A 23,243-nucleotide genomic window follows, 5' to 3' on the forward strand; every position below is an offset into this window, starting at 1 on the left:
CTTACCCGAAAAAGCTCTGTGCTTTCAACAACGCCTCGTAGAGCGCGTCCACTTCCTGACGCGTGTTGTAGAGGCCGAAGCTTGCACGACATGTAGAGGTTACACCATATCTTGCCAAGAGCGGCTGTGCACAGTGCGTGCCCGCCCTCACCGCCACGCCGGCGCGGTCGATGATTGTCGCAACGTCATGCGCATGCGCACCCTGCACCTCGAATGACACAATGGCGCCCTTTCCGGGCGCATTGCCGAAGATCCTCAGCGAATTGATCTCGCGCAGCTTTTCGTGCGCATAGTCCTTCAGGTCCGCCTCATGGCGCGCAATGTTCTCACGCCCGATCATGTCCATGTAGTCAAGCGCCGCGCCCAGTCCGATCGCCTGCACGATCGGCGGTGTTCCGGCCTCGAACCGGTGCGGCGGCTCGTTGTAGGTAATGACGTCCTCGGTGACATCGAGGATCATTTCGCCGCCGCCGTTGAACGGACGCAAGGCGTTCAGCCGCTCGGGCTTGCCCCACAGAACGCCGATCCCCGAGGGGCCATAGACCTTGTGGCCTGTGAAGACGTAGTAATCACAGCCGAGATCCTGGACATCCACCGGCATGTGCACGGCAGCCTGGCTGCCGTCGACCAGAACCTGGATACCCCGTTCGTGCGCGATTTCGCAGATCTCCTTGATCGGCACCACGGTGCCGAGCACATTGGACATGTGCGTGATGGCGACAAGTTTCGTCCGGTCACTCAAGGTGTCCACGAACGCATCGAGATCGAAGGTACCGTCCTCGCGCACATACACCCATTTCAGAACCGACCCATGCCGTTCGCGGTGGAAGTGCCACGGCACGATATTGGAATGGTGCTCCATGATCGACAGCACGATCTCGTCACCTTCACCGAAGAAGTCCGGGCCGAGGCCATAGGAAACCAGGTTGATGGCTTCCGTGGTCGACTTGGTGAAGACGACTTCGTCGACGGATTTGGCGTTCAGGAACCGGCGCACCTTCTCGCGCGCCGCCTCATAGTTGTCCGTTGCCGTGTTGGACAGGAAATGCAGCCCGCGATGCACGTTGGCATATTCTTCCGAATAGGCCTTGGAGACGGCATCGATCACGGCGTTCGGTTTTTGCGCCGACGCGCCGTTGTCAAGGTAGACCAGAGGCTTGCCATAGACTTCGCGCGACAGGATCGGGAAATCCCGGCGGATGGCTTCCACGTCATATCCCGTTGTCACGGGCTCTTTTTCTGCAGTCGCGACGGTCATGCGGCGCTGATCCTTATCTCCAAACCCTTCGGCGTGACCTAGTGACTGGCAAGCCAGTCGCGCACGCGCGCTTCAAGGCCCTCGGTCACATCATCTTCGCCATATTCCTCGATCGCTTCCGACAGGAAGGCAAGAACGAGGAGCGTTTTCGCTTCATCTTCCGGAATGCCCCGGGCGCGCAGGTAAAACAGCAGATCCTCATCGATCTGGCCGCTTGTGGCCCCATGCGCGCACAGCACGTCATCGGCAAAGATCTCAAGTTCCGGCTTGTTGGCCATCTCGGCGTCTTCCGACAACAGCAAGGCCTGCGTCATCATCTCGCCGTCGGTCTTCTGCGCATGCTGCGCAACGTTGATCCGGCCCTGGTAAACGCCCTTGGCATTGCCGTCGAGCACGGTCTTGAAGAACTCCCGGCTGTTGCAATGGGGAACGGCGTGATCGACGATCAGCGTCTGGTCCGCCAGATCGCTGCCACCGGCCATGGTAACGCCGTAGATCTTGGCTTCGGAGTTTTCACCCGTGAAATTGATGAACTGCTGATTGCGCGCAAAGCGAGGACCAGCCATGAAGCCAAGCGACTTGAATTCCGCTTCCGCACCGATGGTCGCAATCGTGGTCAGGAGGCGTGCAGCATCATTCGACCCGACGATCAGACGTGTCGTTGCGAGGAACGCCTTGTCTGCCACATCGTAGTCGAACACCGCATTCAGTTCGCCCTCGCCGGTTTCGCCGATGAAGGTTTCCAGAAGCCGCAGGCTTCCGTCTGCCCCGACGCGAACCTTGTTCCGCGTAACCTGGGCACCTGACGACGTCGCAACATGGATCAGTTCAACCGGCTTCGACACCTTGGCACCGTCAGCAACCTCGATCACCACGCCACCTTGGACGAAGGCCGTGTTGAGGGCGACAACGCCATCACAGGGCCCGGTTTTCGGAGAGGCAAGCAGTTGCGAACCGTGTTCACCGGCCAGAGCGTCGTTGAGATCCGTCACCGTGACACCCTCGGCAGCAAGCGCTTCGATGTCAGACAGTTCAGCAACAAATGATCCGTTCGCAATTACGAGCTTGTGACGCTCAAGGTCGCCGAACAGGTTTTCGGCTGCCAAAAGATCCTTTGCGTTGGTGACCTCGGCTTTCGAAACGAGCTGTGCCGCGGATTTCATGAACGCGCGCAGATCGGAATACTTGTATTCTTCAACGCGGCGGTGCGGCAATCCGCGGTCCCGGATCTGGTTGACGGCTGCCTCGCGCAATGCGGAAACAGCGACGGAACCGGCAAGGTCCGGTTTCGCGGCCTCGAAGCGGTCGAACAGATCGCTTTCGGCCTGGGTGTGTCTGATAGGCATGCTGGCGTTCATTTTGCGTTCTTCCCTCAAGCGGCTGCTTCGACGAAGTCTGCGTAACCGTTTTTCTCCAGCTCAAGCGCCAGGTCCTTGTCGCCTGTCTTGACGATCCGGCCCTTGGACAGAACATGGACGACATCCGGAACGATGTGATCGAGCAAGCGCTGGTAGTGCGTGATCACGACCATGGCCCGATCAGGCCCGCGGAGCTTGTTGACCCCTTCGGACACGATGCGCAGGGCATCGATATCAAGACCGGAATCGGTTTCATCGAGCACGCAAAGTTTCGGCTCCAAGAGAGACATCTGGAGGATCTCGGCACGCTTCTTCTCGCCGCCCGAGAAGCCGACATTGAGCGGACGTTTCAGCATGTCCATGGAAACATTGAGGTGGCTTGCCGCCGCCTTGACCCGCTTCATGAAGTCCGGGATGGAGAGAACGTCTTCGCCGCGCGCCTTGCGCTGTGCGTTCATGGCCGTTTTCAGGAATTCCATCGTGGCAACGCCCGGAATTTCGATCGGGTACTGGAACGCCAGGAACATGCCGGCTGCTGCCCGCTCGTCCGGTTCCATCTCCAGCATGTTCTCACCGTTGAAGAGCACTTCGCCCTCGGTGATCTCATAGTCTTCCTTACCGGCCAGAACATAGGACAGGGTCGACTTGCCAGAGCCGTTGGGACCCATGATGGCGTGGACTTCGCCCGCGTTGACGGTCAGATCGACACCGCGCAGGATTTCCGTTTCGTCTTCCGCAATGCGGGCGTGAAGGTTTTTGATCTCAAGCATTTTTTGCTTCCGTCTCGTTTTCCGTTTTGTCTCTTTCAATCGCCATAAGACGAAGATCTTCTGCTCTTTTCTTGCGTGTCGAGCGAGTGTTCCAAACTTTGACAGCGACATAGCCAAGAGTGGCGACAACAAACATCACTCCAGCATATCCAACCAGGCTTCTGTCGACGATCAAGAGCACCAAAGTCGCGACCAGTAGAGTTCCAAGCAGTGGTCCGAAGAAACTCTCAACGTGATACGTGCGCTTGTATCTTTGTTGGGCTTCGAGACCATCTTGAACCTGCAACAAGCGCTCTGTTGCCTTGATCTGCGCCTGTTCAATGCCTGACTCTTCGAACTCCGAACCGCGATCCATCGTTGAGTTCAACCTCGCAACAACAAATCTGTGTTAGCCAACCGATCCTTCCAGGCTGATCGAAATCAGCTTCTGTGCCTCGACTGCGAATTCCATCGGCAACTGCTGGATCACGTCCTTGACAAAGCCGTTGACGATCAGCGCCACCGCCTCTTCTTCCGAAAGGCCGCGCTGCAGGCAATAGAACATCTGGTCGTCCGATATCTTCGATGTCGTCGCCTCGTGCTCGAACTGTGCCGATGCGTTCTTGCTTTCGATGTAGGGAACGGTGTGTGCACCGCAGTCCTGACCGATCAGCAGCGAGTCGCACTGCGTGAAGTTACGCGCGTTCGACGCCTTCTTGTGCGCAGAGACGAGACCCCGATAGGTGTTCTGCGACCGGCCTGCAGAGATGCCCTTGGAGATGATCCGGCTGGACGAATTCTTGCCCAGGTGGATCATCTTGGTGCCGCTGTCGACCTGCTGGTAGCCGTTGGAGACCGCGATGGAGTAGAACTCACCGCGCGAATTCTCGCCGCGCAGGATGCAGGACGGGTATTTCCAGGTGATCGCGGACCCGGTCTCGACCTGGGTCCAGGAGATCTTGGAGTTCTTGCCCCGGCAATCGCCGCGCTTGGTGACGAAATTGTAGATGCCGCCCTTGCCGTCCTTGTCGCCCGGGAACCAGTTCTGGACCGTCGAATACTTGATCTCGGCATCGTCCAGCGCAACCAATTCAACGACAGCGGCATGAAGCTGGTTTTCATCGCGCTGCGGCGCGGTGCAGCCTTCCAGGTAGGAGACGTAGGATCCCTTTTCCGCGATGATCAGCGTGCGCTCGAACTGGCCCGTGTTCTGCTCGTTGATCCGGAAATAGGTCGACAGTTCCATCGGGCAGCGCACGCCCTCCGGGATGTAGACGAAAGACCCGTCGGAGAACACGGCGGAGTTCAGTGTGGCGTAGTAGTTGTCGGTCACCGGAACCACGGAACCGAGGTACTTCTTGACCAGATCCGGATATTCGCGCAACGCCTCGGAAATGGAACAGAAGATGACACCGGCCTTCTTCAGCTCTTCCTTGAAGGTCGTGACGACGGAGACGGAATCGAAGACAGCGTCCACGGCCACCCGGTTCTTCGGCTCAACGCCGGCCAGGATTTCCTGTTCGGCCAGCGGAATGCCCAGCTTCTCGTAAGTCGCCAGCAGTTCCGGATCGACCTCATCCAGGCTCTTGGGACCTTCAACCGATTTCGGAGCGGCCCAATAGTAGAGGTCGTCGAAATCGATCTTCGGATAGGAGACACGCGCCCAGTCCGGCTCGTCCATCTGCTGGAAACGGCGCAGCGCGTCCAGACGCCATTCCGTCATCCATTCCGGCTCGTTCTTCTTTGCGGACAGAAAGCGGATCGTCTCTTCGGACAGACCCTTGGCGCCTTTTTCAGACTCAATGTCGGTCACAAAGCCGTATTTATACTGGTCAACATCGATAGCTTTCACCTGATCGATGGTTTCCTGTACAGCTGGCATCCCTTGCCTCCATCTGGCGGACCTTGTCCGCGTCTTGAACACAAACCGGATCGATTGTGCCGCTCCGGCCATAACGTTGGCGGTATCCCGCCGAATTACCGTGTCACGCAGCCCGGCTGCGCGCCTCCGGGTTGAGCCTGTCGACGACCGCCGGCCAGAGCTCCAGAAATGCGTCAATCTCGTCGGTCCGGGTGTTCCAGCCCGTGCTGATACGGATGGCGCAGCGTGCGAGATCCTCATCCACGCCCATCGCGGTCAGGACATGCGACACCGAAACCTTCCCGGACGAACACGCAGACCCGGATGAAACTGATACGCGCTCCAGATCCAAAGCGATCAGGACTGTCTCAGCCGGGATGTCGCGAACAGCGAAACATGTCGTGTTGGCGAGCCGCTCAACAGCCTCGCCAAAGATAAGTGTGTCGGGGCAGACCGATTTCAATCCGGTTTCGAGCAAAGTTTTCATGCCCTGAAAGTGGTCTTGGGAATCCAAGTCCGAAAGTGCGTCTTCCGCGGCATTGCCGAACGCCACGATCGCAGCGACATTTTCCGTTCCGCCCCGGCGCCAGTTCTCCTGGCCGCCACCGACCATCAGCGGAGCAGGAGATCTGGAGGCCGATCGTGTCACGACGGCGCCGATGCCCTGCGGCCCGCCGAACTTGTGTGCGGAAAGCGTAATCGCATCTGCCTGCCAGTCTTCCATATCGATCTTGATCCGGCCGGCAGCCTGAACGGCGTCCACATGGAAAAAGTGTCCGCATTCGCGTGTTATCGCGCCAATTTCGGCGAGCGGCTGAATGACCCCGGTTTCGTTGTTGGCTGCCATGACGGAGACAAGGCCAGGCTCGGCTTCAGAAACGGCTTGCCGCAGCGCGTCGAGTTGAACAATGCCATCCCTGTCAACCGGCACGAGGACCTGGTCCGCCACGGCAAAGCGGCCGCCTGTCAGCACGGACGGGTGCTCGATGGCGCTGATAAATAGCTTGTCCAGATAGACAGGATTGCCGCCATCCTGCCAGACGCGGGAAAGCGCGGTCATGTTCGCTTCCGTACCGCCGGAGACAAACGTCACCGACCGTGTACCGGTGCCACAAAGACGGGCAACGCTGTCTCTCGCAGCCTCGACCCGGCCACGCGCCTTGCGGCCGTTGGAATGGACCGATGAGGCATTGCCCGTGTCGTTCAAAACCTCGATCATGGCTTCCCGGGCGCCGGAACGCAGCGGCGCACCAGCGTTGTAATCGAGATAGATCGGGGCCGAAAGACGTGGCATAAGACCTCAAAAGCCAGGATCGACAAGTTTGACGGTGTCGAAATTCCGCTTTATTGCCAGACACATGTTCGAAAAACTTGAAATTTTTCTCTGTGATGACGATAACACCCCCCAACCGGTCGAACCGAGTGTTGCCTGCCGTGGGCGGATGATGCGAACTTTCGAATAATTCTAAACAAGGTTCTAGAAACTCGGAGGCTAAGAGTCAAGTTTAGACTTACGGGAAATCACGTATACAGAATCCAAATTTCAGCGCCTCCCGTCACGGCGCGACAATATGACAAGGACATAGCGCTTCATGCCTGAGGTGATCTTCAACGGTCCCGCCGGCCGGCTCGAGGGCCGGTTCCACCCCGCGAAAAAACGCAACGCCCCCATCGCACTGGTTTTGCACCTTCACCCGCAATTCGGCGGGACGATGAACAACCAGATCGTCTACCAGATGTATTACATGTTCGCGCGGCGTGGTTTTGCGGTTCTGCGCTTCAACTTCCGCGGCGTGGGCCGGTCTCAGGGTACCTTCGATCATGGCCAGGGTGAATTGTCCGATGCGGCAGCGGCGCTCGACTGGGTGCAGACCGTACATCCCGATGCGCGGGCGTGCTGGATCGGCGGATTTTCATTCGGTGCGTGGATCGGTATGCAGCTGCTAATGCGCCGCCCGGAAGTCGAGGGCTTCATCTCGGTTGCGCCGCCGGCCAACCTGCATGACTTTTCGTTCCTTGCCCCCTGCCCGTCATCCGGCCTGATCGTTCACGGCGACAACGACAAGGTCGTGCCCCAGAAGGATGTCCAGACGCTGGTCGACAAGCTCAAGACTCAAAAGGGTATCGTGATCGATCACGAAACGATCCCGGGGGCCAACCACTTCTTCGAAAACGACATGGAAGAGCTGCTGGAGCGCTGCGGTACCTATGTCGATGGCCGGCTCGGTCTCACCCCCGAAGACTACGTCGATATCGACTGATCATTTTCCGGAGGAGCCCGCCAGACCGGCGGGCTTTTTTTATGCCTGAAGATCTTCTGATCCGCCCCGCCACCCGCTCAGACTTGACCGACGTGCTCTCGCTTTATCAAGATCTCAATCCGGAAGATCTCAACGCCGACCGCGTCCGGCAGGAACAGACCTACCGCAGATGCTCGATCAGCCGGGACTGACAATCCTGCTTGCATTTCTTGATGGAAACCCGGTTGCGACGCTGACACTGGTGATCGTGCCAAACCTCACGCGCGGCTGTGCACCTTATGCAATTGTGGAAAACGTGGTCACACTGACTTCGTGCCGCGGAAAAGGAATTGGAAAGCGGCTGATGAAGGACGGGATCGATCTGTGCTGGGAGGCGGGCTGCTTCAAGATCATGCCAGAGCTTTTTCCGACCCATTTTGCTCATTTGATGAGGATGTCCTGTTCACTCGGCCAGGCGGGTCACGAAGCGCGATGCGGTGCATCGCGCAAGTGGCACAACGCAGCCGATGGGCCGGACATCCTCACCCGTTGCGGAACCCATTCAAGCAAGAATCATTAAGGTTGGCCGGGCCCTTTTTCGCTCTGGCGTCGTTGGTCCACCCTTGTGGTGGGAAACACCGCGGCGGGCGAACCGTCTCGCCAGCACGAAAAAGGGCCGCGGTCAAATGATCCAAATGGGTCGGAAAAAGCTCGAGTGTCCGGATCAGCCAATCTACCCGCGCACAGGTTTTACGAAAACATGGGCTTCACGCGCAGCAAGATCGGCTTTGAACTGAGACAGCCCGGTTACGCGCCGCGAAAGATCACGTAAGTCCGTGTCCTCAGCCCTGGAACGGCTTTTTCCTAGGGATACCGGGTCCTGATTCGACACCGTCGTCAGGTCCGGCGAGCGGGTCTTCGCCGTCGGCTACGACACCCTTGATCGGCGGTCCGTCATAGTCTTCGGGCGGCGGGACCGTTGACGCGAGCTTGCAGTTGGTCAGCCAGATATCATAGACCGCGTGTTCAACCGCATGCAGACCCGGACTGGCGGCATACATCCAGCCGGAGAAAATCCGCCGCACTTCATTGTTGAGCGTAATCTCATCCACCTGCACAAAGCCGGTCGTCAAGGGCGATTCTGTCTGGGGACGCGTGTGGCAGACCCTTGGCGTCACCTGAAGCGCACCGAACTGAACCGTTTCGCCGATATAGACATCGAACGAAATGATGCGGCCCGTGATCTTGTCGAGGCCGGAAAAGACGGCAACCGGATTTTCGATCTTCTCTGCATTCGCCGCGTCAACAGCAACGAAAGGTGCAAGCATTGCAAAGGCTGCAACGGTGAATATCCGTCTTGCTGAGTTCCTGATTTTGACCACGTCTGCCATCGGTGTCTGAGTCGCTGGATCTAGAATAGCTCTTTCGGGAAAGGTGGCGCTAGCACCGAATTGCGGCCCCGGCAAGACATGCCGACCCGGGACCGCGTTGTGCCGATCAGCCAATCTCCGCCAGCCGATCAAGGGCGATCTGCACCTTGGCGCGCTTTTCCGTGAATTCAGAGACCTTCTCACGCTCACCGTCGACCACGTCCGCCGGCGCCTTTTCGACGAATTTCGGGTTGTTGAGCTTTTTCTCGATCTTGGAAATGTCGGCATCCAGTTTGCCGATTTCCTTTTCAAGACGGGCCTTTTCCGCACCGAGGTCGATAACACCGGCGAGCGGCAAGCAGACCGTCGCCTCCCCGACGATGATCTGTGCGGAGCCTTTGGGTGCCGCGTCTGCCAACTCGACCTTTTCGGCGCGTGCGAGCCTGAGAACGGCGGATTCGTGGGTGGAAAGACGCTTCTTGGTTTCCTCGCTTGCTCCCGTGATCACAATTGCAACCTTGGCGCCCGCCGGCACATTCATTTCGGCGCGAACGGAGCGGATTTCCGAGATAAGGTTGACCAGCCAGTTGATTTCCGCCGCCGCCGTTTCGTCCGCAACCTTCGCCTCCGGCCACGCTGTCAGCATCAGCAAATCACTGGCAGCGTTTCCTTCCTCGCCGAGGCGCTCCCACAATTCTTCGGTGAGGAACGGCATGAAGGGATGAAGAACCTTCAGGATCTCGTCGATTGCCCAGGCTGTCGTCGCCCTTGTTTCGGCTTTGGCGACTTCGTCATCGCCGTTGAAGATCGGTTTGGCGAGTTCCAGGAACCAGTCGCAAAAGCTGTTCCAGGTGAACTTGTAGACCGCGCCGGCAGCATCGTTGAACCGGTAGTCTTCCAGCGCCGCGGTTACTTCCGCGATACACCGGCCCATTTCAGTGGCGATCCAGCGGTTAAGCGTATGTTTCGTTGCCGAGGGTTCAAATCCCTCGACACGGGCACAGCCGTTCATTTCAGCAAAGCGGGACGCATTCCAGAGCTTCGTCGCAAATCGCTGACCGCCCTCGGCCGCCTGATCTGACATGCGTAGCGTCCGGCGCGACTGGACTTCCTGGCTGGCAAGCGCAAAGCGGGTCGCGTCGGCACCGTAACTGTCGATCAGTTCGAGCGGGTCGAGAACATTGCCGAGAGATTTCGACATTTTCTTCCCGTTCTTGTCGACAACGATCGAGTTGATATAGACCGTGTGGAACGGGACTTCCTTCATGAAATGAATGCCCTGCATCATCATCCGGGCCACCCAGAAGAAGATGATGTCGAAGCCGGTGACGAGAACGTCCGTCTTGTAGTAGCGCTCCAGTTCAGGCGTTTCATGCGGCCACCCAAGTGTCGAGAACGGCCAAAGCGCGGAGGAGAACCAGGTGTCGAGAACATCTTCGTCACGCGTGAGGGTCTTGCCACCGGCTTTTGCGACGGCTTCTTCTTCGGTTGCCGCGCAATATTCGTTGCCGTCCTCGTCATACCAGACCGGGATCTGGTGTCCCCACCAGAGCTGGCGCGAAATACACCAGGGCTGAATGTCGTTCAGCCAGTTGTAATAGGTCTTGTCCCAATTCTCCGGAACGAACTTCGTGTTGCCATCCTGCACCGCCTTGAGCGCCGGTGCTGCCAGTGTCTTGGCATCGACAAACCACTGGTCGGTCAGCATCGGCTCGATGACGACTTTCGAGCGGTCGCCGAAGGGCTGCATGATCTTCTTGGATTCGACCATCGGAAGTTCGGAAGGCCCGGTTTCGTCTTCTCCGAGCGCACGGATGACAGCCCGACCCTGCGGATGCCAATCCGGTGCCTGGCCCTTCATCCACGCAACCTCGGGATGATCGGCCGGGACCATGACAGCAAGCCCTTCCGCCGTGATCTGCTCGATGACGCGCTTTCTTGCCTCAAAACGGTCCAGGCCGCGCAAGTCGTCCGGAACGATGTTGATCTCATCGACCTCGTTGACGGTCATCTCGGCCCCATCGATGATCGACTGCGCTTTCGCCGCTTCCTCGACATAGGCTGCACCGTCGGAGCGCATCGCACCCTTGGTGTCCATCAGCCGGTACATCGGGATCTTGTTCCGCTGTGCAACACCATAGTCGTTGAAATCGTGCGCACCGGTGATCTTCACCGCGCCCGACCCGAAATCCGGATCAGGATAGTCATCGGTGATGATCGGGATCAGGCGTCGATGCTCTTTCGGCCCGACCGGTATTTCACACAATTTGCCGACAATCGGCGCGTAGCGTGTGTCGCCCGGATGAACGGCGACCGCGCCGTCGCCGAGCATCGTCTCGGGCCGCGTTGTCGCGATGGAGATATAGTCGCGGGTCTCGCGGAGGGTGATGTTCCCTTCCTCGTCCTTTTCGACATATTCATATGTCTCGCCACCGGCCAGCGGATACTTGAAGTGCCACATGTGGCCATCGACTTCGATGTTCTCGACTTCAAGATCCGAGATTGCGGTTTCGAACTTGGGGTCCCAGTTCACCAGCCGCTTGGAGCGGTAGATCAGGCCTTCATTGTAAAGGTCGACGAAGACTTTCAGAACCGCCGCAGACAGGTTGGGCGACATGGTGAACTCGGTCCTGCTCCAGTCGCAGGACGCGCCGAGGCGTTTCAGCTGACCGAGGATCGTTCCTTCGGACTTCCGCTTCTGCTCCCAGACCCGTTCGACAAAGGCTTCACGGCCCATCTCGCGGCGGCCGGGCTGCTGGGTTTCCATAAGCTCGCGCTCGACAACCATCTGCGTCGCGATCCCGGCGTGATCGGTGCCGGGCTGCCACAGGACGTCAAAACCCTGCATCCGCTTCCAGCGAACCAGAATGTCCTGCAGCGTGTTGTTGAGCGCGTGACCCATATGCAGCGAGCCGGTCACGTTTGGCGGCGGAATCACGATTGAGAAGGCCGGCGCGCCATCCTTGGCACCTGCTCCGGCCTTGAAGGCCTCCGCCTTTTCCCAGGTTTCGTAAATCCGCGGCTCAACGCTGGCCGCATCGTAAGTCTTTTCAAGCATCAGGGTCACTCGAAGGGAAGATGTCTGTCGAAATTCGTGAGCCCCCGTGTAAATCGGAAGCGTCCGCGCAAGTCAACCGGTTATGCGTTGATTGCGGCAAGGATAGGAAGCCTTGAGAGATCTTTGTCCGCGCTCAGCTTCCAGGACTTGGGTACAAAAGGTTTTGCTGCCATAAAACCGCAATGACGATCCTGATCCGCCCCCATCACTTTCTCTGCATGCTGACCTTTCTGGGAAAGGGATATTCGGCTGCCTTCGTGAAGAATTACGCCAGGATCGTGGAACGGCTGAATTCGGGTGAGGACATCAGAATCGTGGATGGTCCCGACGACATTTGCAAACCGATGCTTCACGAGGCCGGACACCATTGTCACAATGGCAGTGTCAAGGCGCGTGACGGTATTGCTTCACGCCGCATCCATGACTTGCTCGGGCTCGACCTGAAGACGGGACAGCACCTCAAGTTGACAGGCGCACAGGTCGAGACATTACGAAAAGCCTATGAAAACGGCGCATTTCGCGTCGCTTGTGATGGGTGTCAATGGCAAGCCATGTGCACTTCGATCGCGGCGAGCAACTACAGGGGATGCCGCCTGAACCCGGACCACGAACCGGACAAGGGGTGAGTTAACGGCGCCGCGTCACGCGCTGAATTTCCTTCTGGACCATCTGCTCGACCATTCCTGGCAGGTTCTGATCCAGCCACGCCTTCAGCATCGGCCGCAGCATTTCCTTGACGAGTTCCTCAACCGTCTGTGCCTGCGATCCGACGAACATGTTCGACAGATTGTCAAAAGCCGCGTGCACCGCGTCGCCCGTATTGTCCGAGGTCAGGAACGCATCGGCTGCAACATCGGGAAGATCATCCGGAACAGGTGCGGTTTCCATGGACGACGGCGGTATCGGGGCCGGTGCCGGCGGCGCCTCGCTCTCTTCGGCAAATGACAGGTCGCCGCCCGGACTGTCAAAGTCTTCCGCAAGACCTTCGACCATTTCCATGTCGTCCGGGACAGCAAGTTCTTCCGTCAGTTCCAGAACGTCGTCATCGGCTTCATCGTCAGCAGCATCCGCTTCCATCGCCGCTGCCATATCGTCGGCTTCGTCCTCGGACGCACTGTCTCCACCACCACCGCCGCTCGGTTCCATGTCGAACAGCTTGTCGAGGTCGTCCTGTGACATTTCGCCCGCGTCGCCCATATCATCTACCGCTTCTTCTACTGGAGTCTCAGGCTGTTCGGTTTCGTTCTCTTCGCTGCCGGCGTCACCCTGGGCATCTTCGTCGGAAATAATACGGCGGATCGATGCGAGGATTTCCTCCATCGACGGCTCGTCGGCCTTTTTCGCCTCTGCCATGATATCCCCCGTTTACCTCGTCCACGCTACAGCACATTCGATTTCGCGAATGATTCGTTAATCGAAATTATGCGTCTCGAACGCAGCCCCGCAAAGCAAACGCATCTGTTCCGATTGTTTTATCCCCTCATATGTCCGGGATTCGCCACACCAAACAAAGTGGTACCGGAAATCCAAAGGCGATGCGGCGCACGCTTTCAAACAGTAAAACGGCCGGGAACCTGGGTTCCCAGCCGTTCAGACTTGCTTGTCGGAATTAACTCAGCGCCCGTCCGGCGTTCTCGAACCGAACCATTTGCCCCTTACAGCCCGGTAGTGCTGTGTCGGATCGTAGATCTGTACATGAAGTCCAAGATCCGTCGCGCTCAGTGAACCGATCGAAGATACCAGCTGATAGCCGCTGATGATCCGGTTGCTCTGTGCCTGAACGAGGTTCGACTGCTGCGTCACGAGTTCACGCTGTGCATCCAGAACATCAAGCGTGGTCCGCTGACCAACGCGCTGCTCTTCGATCACACCTTCCAGGGCAAGCTGCGATGCTTCAACGGCGGCCTGCGCCGCAACGATCGATGCTTCGGCAGCCTGATAGTTGCCCCAGGCGGAGATGACGTTGGCGCGGATCTGGTCGCGCGTGACATCAAGTTGCAAACGGGTCTCTCCCAGAGACTCCTTTGCCTGCCGGATGCTGGAAGAGACCGATCCGGCCTGATAGAGCGGAATGCTTACGCTGCCGTTGATGGAGGCAGAGTCCGTATTTTCCGCAAAGAATGTGCTCGGATTAACGCTTCTGCTCAACGATCCGTCGACCGTGACCGTGGGCAGGCGCTGACCTTCGATTGCCTTCACACTGAAAATCGCGGCGTCCACCAGATGTTGCGCCTGACGGATCAGCGGCTGCTTGACCTCACTCGTCTTAAGTGCGGAATCGAGCGACTTGGGAACGAATTTCGCGATTCCCGTGTCGGCGGAAAGATTTTTCGCTTCGATACCGATCACCTGCCGGTAGACAGCGCGGCTTGCGTTGAGATTCGCGAGTGCGGAGTTCAGACTTGCCTGCGCTTCCGCTGCACGCGCTTCTGCCTGGCTCACATCCGTCCGCGTTCCCTCACCCACATCAAACCGGTCGCGCGCCGCGCGCACCTGTTCCTGAAGGAAGGCAAGGTCGCTGCGCTGGAGTGATACGAGCGCCGTGTCCTGGATGACGTTGACATATGCAGTGGCGGCCGAAAGCAGCGTGTCCTGCTCGGAGGAGATCAGGCTTTCCCGCTGTGCGCGCACGATCGCTTCTGCCTGGCGAACCGAGTTCACGGTCCGAAACCCGGCGAAAACCGTTTGGCTGACTGTCAACGAGATCGAGGCGTTGTTTTGAACCGCGGCCAGATTTCGCGAACCGGAGTCTTCCCAGGTCCTGCCGATGTTGGCTCCCAACGACACCGTGGGCCGCCATCCGGCCAACGCCTGGGGAACCCCCTCATCCGTGCCGCGCAACGTTGCACGCGCGGCATTCAAGCTCGGATTGTTGGCATACGCCAAAGCAAGCGATTGCCAGATCGTCTCAGCCTTTGCAGATGACACTGCAAATCCGGTCAACGAAACGGCAGCAACCCCGCCCATCAGCATAAACCCAATGGTAGCTGCCCTAAATGTTGAACGACACGACACCCAACGCTCCTTCCGGATCACGACACATAGGCTAGTTGACTAAACCGAAGAACATTACTCTTCAAGCGTTTGAGGTCGATTTAATCAGTTTTTCAAAGACTGCGACTTAAAGGCAACAAATCCATAGCAGGGATAAGCCTCTCGCCGCGCTGCGAAACCGACAATCTTCCTCTGAAGACTGGTTCAAGGTGGTTAGCAATTCGTTAAAAGGTGAATTCACCGGATTTAGCGAAACCCGGCAGGAGACTGACCGCGGCATTGAAGCCGAATCGGCTGCTCACCGCCTCTCCCGACTTCTGATAAAGGCGTGCCACGCCGGCCCCGCCAAGCCCTTCGATGACCACCAGGCGTCCGGATGACTTCAACTGTTTTGGCAGCGTTTCCGGCAATACCTCGACAGCCCCGTCCACAAATATGACGTCGTACGGGCCTTCGGAGGCATATCCTTCCACAAGCGGACCGTCGACGACGACGGCATTCTCTATACCGAGTTCAACCAGCGATTCGGTGGCTGAGTTGCAAAGGGCCTCGTCTTCCTCGAGCGCGACCACGGAGGCGGCGAGCTTGGCAATCACGGCCGCGCTGTAGCCGGTGCCCGCACCGACGATCAGCACCACATGGTCCGGGCGAATATCGGCGAGCTGCAGCATTTTCCCGAAAATATGCGGCTTCATCAGAACGCGGCCACCCTCGTCCGATCCGATCTGAAGGTCTTCGTCTATATAGGCGACCGCTTTTCGGGACGCCGCAACAAATCTCTCCCGCGGCACCTCTTCCATCGCGTCGAGAATACGGTGGTCGGTGACATCGTTGGTCCGCAACTGGTTGTCCACCATCTTGCGGCGAGACTGACTGTAGTCCGTCATATCGGCCCTCACTGTGAATAGCCGGTTCTCCGGCGCCTCTCGAATTGGTTCATTAACGACGCAGACACGGCATGACAAGTGTCACGCGTATTTGCTCCCGCCGGCACGGTGACGCACGTTCTGAAAACCGGCGCAATCGAACATCGCCTGAACCATGCATGCTGTTCTGGTGGAAATGTGAGTCCAGCCGGATTCAGGACTTGACCAATCCGCGTAACTGATTGATAAGGCGCGGCACACCACATGGTGGCCCTGTGGCGGAGTGGTGACGCAGCGGATTGCAAATCCGTGTACACCGGTTCGATTCCGGTCGGGGCCTCCATTTCCTCCAAAACTTCGATATCGATCACCCTTGCTCCACCAAGGCCAACGCAGCGCTATCTGTTTCCGCCGCGTCATGATAGCGTTTTCTCCGGAGTGGACACACGGAGAAATGCAACATGAAACCACCAGTGGCAAGTCCTTCGATCCCGGCAAAACAGGCCCATGCGATCAAGACATCAAGCATGAAACGGGTGCAACCGCCGCGGCCTGCAAAATCTCCGGAAATGGTGACTCAAGGTCCGGATATCGAAGCCCTCGTCGAGACGCTCCGCAACCGCATAAACGATCTGGAAGCGCGGGTTGCGGAACTGGAAAGCGTCATCTCTTTCCAGGGTCAGGATGTGGTCATCAGCTCTTCAAAGAGTGTCCTCATCCAGGGAATGGATACCGTCGAGATTTCCGCCGGAAGCAAGATCATGGCTGGTGCAAGCATGTACGAGGCGAACGTTCCCATTGCCAAGTTTTCGGGCGTGCTTGAATGCGATGTGCTCACCACAAACACGGTGATCGCCTCGGTCTACACGCCAGGTGCCGGGAACATCTGGTAATCGACGAAAGGCATTGTTCGTGCAACAGCAAGCGTTTGCGCCTTTTCTTGCGCTTGACTTGTGTCTTCAAATCCGACGATGCTGCTCCGATGAAGGATCCCAGTTTCAGCGTCGGCGTCGAAGAAGAGTACCTGCTGGTCGACAAATCGAGCCGAAAGCTTGCGAGTTCGCCACCGAAAGAACTCTTCTCGGCCTGTGAAAGCGCGCTTGAAGGTCGTGTCAGTCCCGAGTTCCTGCAGTGCCAGATCGAAGTCGGGACACCCGTCTGCCTGACATTTTCAGAAGTGCGCGCGGAACTTGCCTATTTCCGCAAAACCGTCGCCAAGGAGGCAGCCGCGCATAATTTCGCGCCGATCGCTGCCTCAACGCATCCGTTCGCGGAGTGGACCGACCAGCCGCACACCGACAAGGAACGCTACAATCAGATCGCACGGACGATGCAGGTTGTCGCCAGAAGAATGCTGATCTGCGGCATGCATGTTCACGTCGGCATCGAAGACGAAGAACTGCGCCTCGACCTTTTCAACCAGCTTGCTTATTTCCTGCCGCACCTGCTGGCGCTCAGTACGTCGTCTCCGTTCTGGCGTGGACGGAACACGGGACTGAAATCGTATCGGCTTGCCGTTTTCAACGAGATGCCGCGAACCGGACTGCCGCCGCGCTTCGACAGCCATCACGAGTACCGCCACATCGTCAATATCCTGAGCAGCGCCGGCGTTCTTGAGGATGCGACCAAGATCTGGTGGGACCTCAGACCGTCCGACAGATTTCCGACGCTGGAACTGCGCGTGACGGATGTCTGCCCCCGGCTCGATGATGCGGTCGCGATCGCAGCGCTCTACAGGTGCCTGTGCAGAATGCTCTACCGGCTCAGGCGCGCGAACCAGAGCTGGCGCCCCTACTCCCGATTTCTGCTTGCCGAGAACCGCTGGCAGGCACAGCGATACGGAACCGAAGCGCGCCTGATCGACTTCGGACGCAACGAAACCGCGCCCTTTGTCGATCTTGTCGAGGAACTGATCGAACTGGTCAGACCCGATGCAGTCTTCTTCGGGTGCGAGGCGGAACTTGAGCATATCCGCACCATCGCCGTGGAAGGCACATCCGCGGACAAGCAGTTACAGATCGCCGGAGACATACCGGATGACGGACTGATTGCACCGGACAAGCTCGACAGGATCGTTGACCATCTTGTCGCGGAAACACTGGCAGACCTGTGACCGTCCGGCTAGGCGGTCTTTTTTGCAGATCTGGGCGGTGATCCGTGCGCACGCGCATGAAAATGGCTCCGCTCGCCGGTCAGGACAAAGGCAAACTCATCAATTTCCGAAATGACTGCGTCAGCCGATCTGGAAAGACCCGATTTCGGTCTCATCGCGCGTTGCGCGTCGACCAGTGACTTTCTGGCCTGCGCAAGTGCGCCTAGCAACACATCCTTATCAATCTCCTTCGGCCCGCTGGACCTGCGCTCTGCAGCCATGTTTCACCCCACATCTTATGTTCCTGTTTTGTTCTTATAATTTCCGAATTTTTTCTGTCAATTTGCGTTTCTGACAAGGGAAGTGTCGTTTCACGTGCTGCCGCGCCTCCTCAAATCGGATAAAGCTCGGCAAATCAAGGACTAGGTGATGGACTCATAAATGAGACAGAAATGGCATGCGAAATGGCGAAATCTCGTCAGGAAGGGTGTGCGGAGCGGGCTTCCTGCCCGGTCAAGCACGCTGACGCCACGGGGTGAAGCCATTTCCATGTCCTTCGGATTTGACCGGCTTGCTCCTCCTCCGCGTTGCGAAAGGCTTGAAAATGCGCCACATTTCCTACGCTTCCGCTCCTTGATGAGAAGCAAGTCGCCTCAAACCATTTCGGCCTCATTTATGAGTCCATCACCTCGGGCGTCGGGCAGTTCGGTTTGCCTGGCGGAAACGCAAAGGGTGGTTTCGTGAAACACGGTGGTGACTTGTCGCTCGCGGTCGAACGCTTTGGTGGAACACCGGATGACTGGCTCGATCTGTCGACCGGGATAAATCCGTATGCTTACCCTTTTGATCGGGAAATCGCGACCGCAAGCTGGACAACGCTTCCGAACCGCGTTGCCGAGGAACAGCTCCTTTCCGCTGCAAGACGGGCCTATCAGGTTCCGGAGCATCTCGGTCTGGTGGCAGCACCCGGCACCCAGATATTGCTGTCGTTGTTGCCGTCTCTCCTCCCCGAAGGCCCGGCGGCCCTGGCTGCGCCGACCTATTCGAGCCACAAGGAAGTCTGGCATAGGGACGGCAGGGATCCGGTCGAGCTTTCAAGTGTATACGCGCTGCCCGCCGAAGCCAGAATTGTCGTTCTGGTCAATCCGAACAATCCGGACGGCCAGCTCATCGATGTGAAAAGCCTGCTCGAGATTGCTAAGATCCTGACCGAAAGGGGCGGATTTCTGGTGGTCGACGAAGCCTTTGCAGATGTCATGCCGGGCGCGAGTGTCCTGCCGCATGCCGGGAACGAGAACATTGTCGTGCTGAGATCATTCGGCAAGTTTTTCGGGCTTGCCGGTCTAAGGCTCGGTTTTCTGGCGGGACCAAAGGAAATCACCGACCGTCTCGGCGCGCGCCTTGAAAGCTGGTGCGTCAGCGGGCCAGCCCTCGATATCGGGGCGCAGGCCCTTCGGAACCACGAATGGCAGGAAAAGATGGTGCGCCGCCTCGCCGACGAGATGGCCGACCTGACAATCGCGCTGTCAGAACATCAGCTGAGCGTCTTTGGCGGCACACCGCTGTTTGCCCTTGCCGGTCTACGCAAGGCGCACGCACTGCATGAAGCGCTGGCTCGGCGGCACATCTGGACCCGGGTTTTCGACTACGCACCGACCTGGATCCGCTTCGGTCTGCCGGGCGGTGCTGCGAACCTTCAGCGGTTGTCCGATGCTCTTTCAAAAGCGCGCACCGATCTCTGACTTCCTCTTTGCACACTGGATAGCAGGGAAAAGCCGGTTCCCCTTTTCCGGGAATTGCTCTAGGGTACGAACCCATAAATGAAGCCGATTTGGCGGTAGAAATGCCAAAATCTCGCGAGGAAGCGTGCGCAGAGCGGGCGCTATGCCCGGTCAAGCACGGTGACGTTGCGAGGTGAAGCCATTCTGCCGTCCTTCGGATTTGGCCGTTTTGGCCATCTGCTGCGTCGCGAAAGGCTTGAAAATGAACCACATTTCCTGCGCTTTCGCTCCTCGCAGCTGGTCAAAACGATCCAAACCAAATTGACTTCATTTATGAGTCCGTACCCTAGCAAACTCGCATGCTGATCTACGAGAACGCATTGTGGTTGCTTCTCGCCGTGCTGCTGCTCGACGCAGTTGTCGGCGATCCGGACTGGCTCTGGCGCCGTCTGCCCCATCCTGTTGTCTGGATCGGCAACCTCATTTCTCTCTTTGACCGGAAACTGAACAGGACTTCATCACGTTCCGAGAGCAGAAAAAATGCCGGATTAGCCTTGCTTCTTGTCCTCGTTTTCGGCGGGCTGATCCTGGGGGGCGTCCTTCACCTTGTCCTTGCGCGCATTCCTTTTGGCGAAGCGCTCATTGTGGTTGTCGCCGCCGTTTTCATTGCGCAGAACAGCCTCTACCGTCACGTTGCTGCCGTCCGTGACGGGCTTGAGAGCGGCGGCCTGGAAGGCGGACGCAAGGCCGTTGCCATGATCGTCGGCCGCGATCCGGCACAACTCGATGAACCCGGCGTTTCGCGCGCAGCGATCGAGTCCTGTGCGGAGAACTTCTCCGATGGCGTGGTCGCGCCCGTCTTCTGGTTTGCGCTTCTGGGTCTCCCGGGCCTGCTTGCATACAAGGCCGTGAACACCGCCGACAGCATGATCGGACACAAGAACGAAACCTATCAGGATTTCGGCTGGGCTTCGGCGCGGTTCGACGACCTGATCAATCTGCCCGCCTCCCGGCTTTCGGGGGTTTTCATCGCGCTCTGTGCACCGCTCGCGCATGGCTCCATTCGCCGTGCCATCACGTGCATGGTCCGCGATGCAAAACTGCACAGATCGCCCAACGCCGGATGGCCCGAAGCGGCAATGGCGGGCGCGCTCGATATCGCTCTCGCCGGTCCCCGGACCTATCCCGGTTACACCGTGGACGATCCCTACATGAACGAAGCCGGACGCATAGAGGCGACCGCGAACGATATCGACCGCGCGGTCATCGTCATGATCGCGGCATGCGGTGTGCAGGCGCTGCTGGTTTTGTTGATCGCGGTTCTGATCCGCTAGGTACGGTCTTTGTCGTCGGCAGTCTCGTGGGGCCGCGGGTGCAGTTCGCGCAGCCACGTAATCAAATTTGAAATCCTGCCTGCGGCAAGTATGAGCAAAAAACCGCAGGCGCTTGCTGTCACATCCCTGAAGAACGTCGGTTCGACAAGGGCAGCGGCTGGCCCCGCCGAATTAGCGGTCCTTAACATCATCAAGTTTGTCAGCCCCTGCAAACCAGAAAGCAAAAAATAAATGCCGATCAACGCGATGCCTGCCGACTGAAATGCGCTCACAAGGCTTTTGACGTCGGCACTTTCGACTGTGTCTTTCCGAACCAGTCCGATGAGAGCCACGCTTGGCTTGATGATCAGCAAAAGGCAAATAAACAGGTTAGCGATTATCGACAAAAAATTCCGATCCAGTGCAAAACCCTGACCGGATGCCATAAAGAAGAAAAACAAGTCCAACAACCTCACTGAGGTAATCAGGTAAAAGAGCCCAAATAGGCGCACAATTACGCAGGACAACTGATAGACCAAAACTGACTCCGGCTCTTAGGGTTTGTTACGAACGACCTCGCGCCGCGATCTCGAGCATGGCTTCGATATCTAGCACGCTTTCCAGATGCGCCGCCAGGTCATCCAGTATGCGGTCGATGCTTCTTTCATAGGCCAGATCTGATGACGCTCCGAGCGAGGCCAGATAGGCAGAGCGGAAGCTGTCGCTGGTAAAGAGACCGTGGACGTAGGTGCCTGAGACCTGTCCATCCGCCGATACCGCCCCCTCGGCCCTGCCGTCCTTCAGCCGCATCATCGGGCGGTCGCAGTCCGCGCCGGTTGTCCGCCCGATATGGATCTCGTATCCGGAAAATTCCGCACCGCTGCCTTCATGCGCGCCCTCCGCATAGACAGTTGACTTCTCTGCAGTCAACACGGTGTCAACATCCAAAAGTCCGAGGCCGTCAACGGTGCCCGGTGTGCCTTCGATGCCGTCCGGATCGGAGATCGTCTTCCCGAGCATCTGATAGCCGCCACACACTCCGAGTACCTGACCCCCGCGCCGGTAATGTGCGGCAAGATCGATGTCCCAGCCCTGATTGCGGAAAAACGCCAGGTCTCCGACCGTCGATTTCGACCCTGGTAAAAGGACCACATCGGCATCACCTGGAAGCGGATCTCCTGCGCGCACAAGTTCGAGCGTCACGCCGGGTTCGAGCCGAAGGGGATCCAGATCATCGAAATTGGCAATCCGGGAGATCACGGGCACAATGATCTTGAGGCTGCCCTCACCGAACCCGTCTTCCAATCCAAGCGCGTCTTCGGCGGGCAGTTTTCCCGCATCGGCAAACCACGGCACGACGCCCAGGCCCCGCCACCCTGTCCGGACTGCAATCTCGCGCATGCCTTCGTCGAAAAGACTCGGATCACCCCGGAAGCGGTTGATGAAAAACCCCTTGATGCGGTCCCGTTCATCCGCCTCCAGCACCGCATGGGTTCCGACCACGGACGCGATCACGCCGCCCCGATCGATGTCAGCGCACAGGATCACCGGCAGATTGGCCGCTTCCGCAAACCCCATATTGGCAATGTCTCCGGATCTGAGATTGATCTCGGCCGGACTGCCTGCCCCTTCGACGAGAACCAGATCTGCTTCTGATGCGATGGTTGAAAAACTATCCAGAACCTTCGGCAGAAGCGTATTTTTCTGCTTTCCATATTCTCGCGCACGCATGGTGCCGAAGCGCTTGCCCTGAACAATGACTTGCGCGCCCGTATCGGTTTCAGGCTTCAGAAGAACCGGGTTCATGTGGACCGACGATGGTGTCCGGCAGCCGAGCGCCTGCAGCGCCTGTGCCCGGCCGATTTCACCGCCATCGCCGGTGACGGCAGCATTATTCGACATGTTCTGCGGTTTGAAGGGACGAACGGCGAGACCGCGATTGGCAAAAAGCCGGCAGAGGCCGGCAACGATAAGACTTTTGCCGACGTTCGAACCGGTTCCCTGGACCATAAGTGCCGGCGTGTTTCCCTGCGCACCGGAGCGCTTCATGATTTCGGTTCGCCTTCGACAGGGGCGGCACCATAAGGTCTGAATTCAGCAGGGACCGGGAGGTTGGCAAGGCGCAGTTCAAGCAGCAGTCTTATCGATGGCCGCACCGCAAACAGGAAAGATCCGATCAGAAACAGCCATGTTCCGCTAAACACAAGCTTTGGATAGAAAAAGAAGACACTCCCGACAATAAAGGTCAGCGCAGCCAGAAATTCCACGATCGTCCGGTAGAGTTCGTATTTGCGGACCAACTCGGCGTGATGGGGTGACGCCGAGCGCAGACCATCATCGAAGAGCTTGCTCATGTGCGTTCA

Annotated in this window: 22 protein-coding genes and 1 tRNA gene; 9 read left to right on the forward strand and 14 right to left on the reverse strand. The window is 58.1% G+C overall.

Going from position 1 to position 23,243, the window contains the following annotated elements; translation table 11 throughout:
- Position 1: 1 nt before the first annotated feature.
- The 6 genes from RBB49_RS21835 to RBB49_RS21860 form a co-directional block, all read right to left on the reverse strand.
- A complete protein-coding gene (locus RBB49_RS21835) occupies positions 2–1,258 on the reverse strand; it encodes a cysteine desulfurase (protein WP_306145017.1) in 1,257 nt (418 codons plus the stop codon).
- Positions 1,259–1,296: 38 nt separating this feature from the next.
- A complete protein-coding gene (gene sufD, locus RBB49_RS21840) occupies positions 1,297–2,604 on the reverse strand; it encodes a Fe-S cluster assembly protein SufD (RefSeq protein ID WP_306145018.1) in 1,308 nt (435 codons plus the stop codon).
- Positions 2,605–2,630: 26 nt separating this feature from the next.
- Positions 2,631–3,386: a Fe-S cluster assembly ATPase SufC gene (gene sufC / locus RBB49_RS21845; RefSeq protein ID WP_306145019.1), complete on the reverse strand. Its 756-nt coding sequence runs from the start codon at positions 3,384–3,386 to the stop codon at positions 2,631–2,633.
- Positions 3,379–3,741, reverse strand: a complete 363-nt coding sequence (locus RBB49_RS21850; protein WP_306145020.1) for a hypothetical protein — start codon at positions 3,739–3,741, stop codon at positions 3,379–3,381. Before RBB49_RS21850 ends, sufC begins: the two co-directional genes overlap by 8 nt.
- A 33-nt stretch (positions 3,742–3,774) precedes the next feature.
- Positions 3,775–5,247 carry a Fe-S cluster assembly protein SufB gene (sufB, locus tag RBB49_RS21855; protein ID WP_306145021.1) on the reverse strand — a complete coding sequence of 491 codons (1,473 nt, stop codon included), beginning with the start codon at positions 5,245–5,247 and terminating at the stop codon, positions 3,775–3,777.
- 103 nt (positions 5,248–5,350) lie between these two features.
- Positions 5,351–6,520, reverse strand: a complete 1,170-nt coding sequence (locus RBB49_RS21860) for a cysteine desulfurase family protein (protein ID WP_306145022.1) — start codon at positions 6,518–6,520, stop codon at positions 5,351–5,353.
- Positions 6,521–6,818: 298 nt separating this feature from the next.
- Here RBB49_RS21860 and RBB49_RS21865 point away from each other — a divergent pair, with 298 nt between their 5' ends.
- Genes RBB49_RS21865 through RBB49_RS21875 form a run of 3 tightly spaced genes read left to right on the forward strand, consistent with a single transcriptional unit; the run spans position 6,819 to position 8,046 of the window.
- Positions 6,819–7,487 (forward strand): alpha/beta hydrolase, encoded by a 669-nt coding sequence (locus RBB49_RS21865; protein WP_306145023.1) that lies wholly within the window; start codon positions 6,819–6,821, stop codon positions 7,485–7,487.
- 41 nt (positions 7,488–7,528) lie between these two features.
- Positions 7,529–7,678: a hypothetical protein gene (locus RBB49_RS21870; protein WP_306145024.1), complete on the forward strand. Its 150-nt coding sequence runs from the start codon at positions 7,529–7,531 to the stop codon at positions 7,676–7,678.
- Positions 7,657–8,046, forward strand: coding sequence for a GNAT family N-acetyltransferase (locus tag RBB49_RS21875; RefSeq protein WP_306145025.1), 390 nt, complete (start codon positions 7,657–7,659; stop codon positions 8,044–8,046). The genes RBB49_RS21870 and RBB49_RS21875 overlap by 22 nt, the downstream gene beginning before the upstream one ends.
- Before the next feature lie 262 nt (positions 8,047–8,308).
- On the opposite strand, the gene RBB49_RS21880 is transcribed toward RBB49_RS21875, so the two are convergent.
- Positions 8,309–8,794, reverse strand: coding sequence for a DUF2155 domain-containing protein (locus RBB49_RS21880; protein ID WP_306145026.1), 486 nt, complete (start codon positions 8,792–8,794; stop codon positions 8,309–8,311).
- Positions 8,795–8,963: 169 nt separating this feature from the next.
- Positions 8,964–11,894 (reverse strand): valine--tRNA ligase, encoded by a 2,931-nt coding sequence (locus tag RBB49_RS21885; protein ID WP_306145027.1) that lies wholly within the window; start codon positions 11,892–11,894, stop codon positions 8,964–8,966.
- Positions 11,895–12,076: 182 nt separating this feature from the next.
- Here RBB49_RS21885 and RBB49_RS21890 point away from each other — a divergent pair, with 182 nt between their 5' ends.
- The gene (locus tag RBB49_RS21890; RefSeq protein WP_306145028.1) at positions 12,077–12,520 is read left to right on the forward strand and encodes a DUF1284 domain-containing protein; all 444 of its coding nucleotides are present in this window, start codon (positions 12,077–12,079) and stop codon (positions 12,518–12,520) included.
- A 1-nt stretch (position 12,521) separates the two neighbouring features.
- Here the strand turns inward: RBB49_RS21890 and RBB49_RS21895 are convergent, their stop codons facing one another.
- From RBB49_RS21895 to RBB49_RS21905, 3 genes are all read right to left on the reverse strand, one after another.
- On the reverse strand, positions 12,522–13,247 hold the full coding sequence (locus RBB49_RS21895; protein WP_306145029.1) for a PopZ family protein: 726 nt from the start codon (positions 13,245–13,247) through the stop codon (positions 12,522–12,524).
- A gap of 261 nt (positions 13,248–13,508) precedes the next feature.
- Positions 13,509–14,822 (reverse strand): TolC family outer membrane protein, encoded by a 1,314-nt coding sequence (locus tag RBB49_RS21900; protein ID WP_306145030.1) that lies wholly within the window; start codon positions 14,820–14,822, stop codon positions 13,509–13,511.
- Positions 14,823–15,112: 290 nt separating this feature from the next.
- Positions 15,113–15,775, reverse strand: a complete 663-nt coding sequence (locus RBB49_RS21905; RefSeq protein WP_306145031.1) for a protein-L-isoaspartate O-methyltransferase — start codon at positions 15,773–15,775, stop codon at positions 15,113–15,115.
- A 248-nt stretch (positions 15,776–16,023) separates the two neighbouring features.
- Here RBB49_RS21905 and RBB49_RS21910 point away from each other — a divergent pair.
- The 5 genes from RBB49_RS21910 (at position 16,024) to cbiB (ending at position 20,901) form a co-directional block, all read left to right on the forward strand.
- Positions 16,024–16,097 (forward strand) — tRNA-Cys (locus tag RBB49_RS21910).
- A 118-nt stretch (positions 16,098–16,215) separates the two neighbouring features.
- The gene (locus RBB49_RS21915) at positions 16,216–16,647 is read left to right on the forward strand and encodes a hypothetical protein (protein ID WP_306145032.1); all 432 of its coding nucleotides are present in this window, start codon (positions 16,216–16,218) and stop codon (positions 16,645–16,647) included.
- 89 nt (positions 16,648–16,736) lie between these two features.
- Positions 16,737–17,867, forward strand: a complete 1,131-nt coding sequence (locus RBB49_RS21920; protein WP_306145033.1) for a carboxylate-amine ligase — start codon at positions 16,737–16,739, stop codon at positions 17,865–17,867.
- A 719-nt stretch (positions 17,868–18,586) separates the two neighbouring features.
- A complete protein-coding gene (gene cobD / locus RBB49_RS21925; RefSeq protein WP_306145034.1) occupies positions 18,587–19,588 on the forward strand; it encodes a threonine-phosphate decarboxylase CobD in 1,002 nt (333 codons plus the stop codon).
- A 338-nt stretch (positions 19,589–19,926) separates the two neighbouring features.
- Positions 19,927–20,901, forward strand: a complete 975-nt coding sequence (gene cbiB / locus RBB49_RS21930) for an adenosylcobinamide-phosphate synthase CbiB (protein ID WP_306145035.1) — start codon at positions 19,927–19,929, stop codon at positions 20,899–20,901.
- Here cbiB and RBB49_RS21935 read toward each other — a convergent pair.
- The 3 genes from RBB49_RS21935 to RBB49_RS21945 are packed head-to-tail and all read right to left on the reverse strand — an operon-like array spanning position 20,898 to position 23,234.
- Positions 20,898–21,419 carry a hypothetical protein gene (locus RBB49_RS21935; protein WP_306145036.1) on the reverse strand — a complete coding sequence of 174 codons (522 nt, stop codon included), beginning with the start codon at positions 21,417–21,419 and terminating at the stop codon, positions 20,898–20,900. The two genes, cbiB and RBB49_RS21935, sit on opposite strands and share 4 nt — an antisense overlap.
- Before the next feature lie 25 nt (positions 21,420–21,444).
- Complete coding sequence (locus RBB49_RS21940) at positions 21,445–22,929, reverse strand: cobyric acid synthase (RefSeq protein ID WP_306145037.1); 1,485 nt, start codon at positions 22,927–22,929, stop codon at positions 21,445–21,447.
- Positions 22,926–23,234, reverse strand: coding sequence for a YrhK family protein (locus RBB49_RS21945; protein WP_306145038.1), 309 nt, complete (start codon positions 23,232–23,234; stop codon positions 22,926–22,928). Before RBB49_RS21945 ends, RBB49_RS21940 begins: the two co-directional genes overlap by 4 nt.
- Between the last annotated feature and the right edge of the window lie 9 nt (positions 23,235–23,243).

It is taken from the genome of Roseibium sp. MMSF_3412, from assembly GCF_030733265.1.
In the GTDB taxonomy this organism is placed as follows: domain Bacteria; phylum Pseudomonadota; class Alphaproteobacteria; order Rhizobiales; family Stappiaceae; genus Roseibium.

What these genes read in the sequence shown, in the direction of transcription:
- sufB (WP_306145021.1), bottom strand. Translation starts at nt 5,247, where the DNA reads ATGCCAGCTGTACAGGAAACCATCGATCAGGTGAAAGCTATCGATGTT.
- RBB49_RS21915 (WP_306145032.1), top strand. Translation starts at nt 16,216, where the DNA reads ATGAAACCACCAGTGGCAAGTCCTTCGATCCCGGCAAAACAGGCCCAT.
- RBB49_RS21875 (WP_306145025.1), top strand. Translation starts at nt 7,657, where the DNA reads ATGCTCGATCAGCCGGGACTGACAATCCTGCTTGCATTTCTTGATGGA.
- sufC (WP_306145019.1), bottom strand. Translation starts at nt 3,386, where the DNA reads ATGCTTGAGATCAAAAACCTTCACGCCCGCATTGCGGAAGACGAAACG.
- sufD (WP_306145018.1), bottom strand. Translation starts at nt 2,604, where the DNA reads ATGCCTATCAGACACACCCAGGCCGAAAGCGATCTGTTCGACCGCTTC.
- RBB49_RS21890 (WP_306145028.1), top strand. Translation starts at nt 12,077, where the DNA reads ATGACGATCCTGATCCGCCCCCATCACTTTCTCTGCATGCTGACCTTT.
- RBB49_RS21920 (WP_306145033.1), top strand. Translation starts at nt 16,737, where the DNA reads ATGAAGGATCCCAGTTTCAGCGTCGGCGTCGAAGAAGAGTACCTGCTG.
- cbiB (WP_306145035.1), top strand. Translation starts at nt 19,927, where the DNA reads ATGCTGATCTACGAGAACGCATTGTGGTTGCTTCTCGCCGTGCTGCTG.
- RBB49_RS21880 (WP_306145026.1), bottom strand. Translation starts at nt 8,794, where the DNA reads ATGCTTGCACCTTTCGTTGCTGTTGACGCGGCGAATGCAGAGAAGATC.
- RBB49_RS21895 (WP_306145029.1), bottom strand. Translation starts at nt 13,247, where the DNA reads ATGGCAGAGGCGAAAAAGGCCGACGAGCCGTCGATGGAGGAAATCCTC.
- RBB49_RS21870 (WP_306145024.1), top strand. Translation starts at nt 7,529, where the DNA reads ATGCCTGAAGATCTTCTGATCCGCCCCGCCACCCGCTCAGACTTGACC.
- RBB49_RS21945 (WP_306145038.1), bottom strand. Translation starts at nt 23,234, where the DNA reads ATGAGCAAGCTCTTCGATGATGGTCTGCGCTCGGCGTCACCCCATCAC.
- RBB49_RS21865 (WP_306145023.1), top strand. Translation starts at nt 6,819, where the DNA reads ATGCCTGAGGTGATCTTCAACGGTCCCGCCGGCCGGCTCGAGGGCCGG.
- RBB49_RS21860 (WP_306145022.1), bottom strand. Translation starts at nt 6,520, where the DNA reads ATGCCACGTCTTTCGGCCCCGATCTATCTCGATTACAACGCTGGTGCG.
- RBB49_RS21940 (WP_306145037.1), bottom strand. Translation starts at nt 22,929, where the DNA reads ATGAAGCGCTCCGGTGCGCAGGGAAACACGCCGGCACTTATGGTCCAG.
- RBB49_RS21905 (WP_306145031.1), bottom strand. Translation starts at nt 15,775, where the DNA reads ATGACGGACTACAGTCAGTCTCGCCGCAAGATGGTGGACAACCAGTTG.
- RBB49_RS21835 (WP_306145017.1), bottom strand. Translation starts at nt 1,258, where the DNA reads ATGACCGTCGCGACTGCAGAAAAAGAGCCCGTGACAACGGGATATGAC.
- RBB49_RS21850 (WP_306145020.1), bottom strand. Translation starts at nt 3,741, where the DNA reads ATGGATCGCGGTTCGGAGTTCGAAGAGTCAGGCATTGAACAGGCGCAG.
- RBB49_RS21885 (WP_306145027.1), bottom strand. Translation starts at nt 11,894, where the DNA reads ATGCTTGAAAAGACTTACGATGCGGCCAGCGTTGAGCCGCGGATTTAC.